1 protein-coding gene is annotated in these 245 nt (G+C 68.2%); it reads left to right on the top strand.

From position 1 onward, the window contains the following. Nucleotides 1-37 precede the first annotated feature (37 nt). Nucleotides 38-245 (top strand): MarR family transcriptional regulator (locus ACSNOK_RS35680; protein ID WP_436784816.1); only part of this gene is annotated, 208 nt, incomplete at its 3' end.

The raw sequence follows: 245 nt of genomic DNA, 5'->3' as shown, positions 1-245 counted from the left end.
CCTCATGGTGCTCCAGCGTGCTGGCAGGTCCATCACCATGGGCGCGCTGGCCGGCATGCTCGTGGTGAAGCCCACCAATCTATCAGGCAACATCAACAAGCTGATCGAGCGGGGCTTCGTGCGGCGCGAGTTGAACGCGTCCGACCAGCGCTCGCTGCTGGCCGTGCTCACCGACAGGGGCCGCGCGTTCCTGGACGAGCACCTGCCGGGCCATTGGCGCCGGCTCGAGCGGCTCATGCACGGCC

The sequence above is a fragment of the Streptomyces sp. URMC 126 genome (genome assembly GCF_051386555.1).
Lineage (GTDB): Bacteria > Actinomycetota > Actinomycetes > Streptomycetales > Streptomycetaceae > Streptomyces.
Note: the sequence above shows the minus strand (reverse complement) of the source record. Positions and strands in the feature narration are given on the sequence as shown.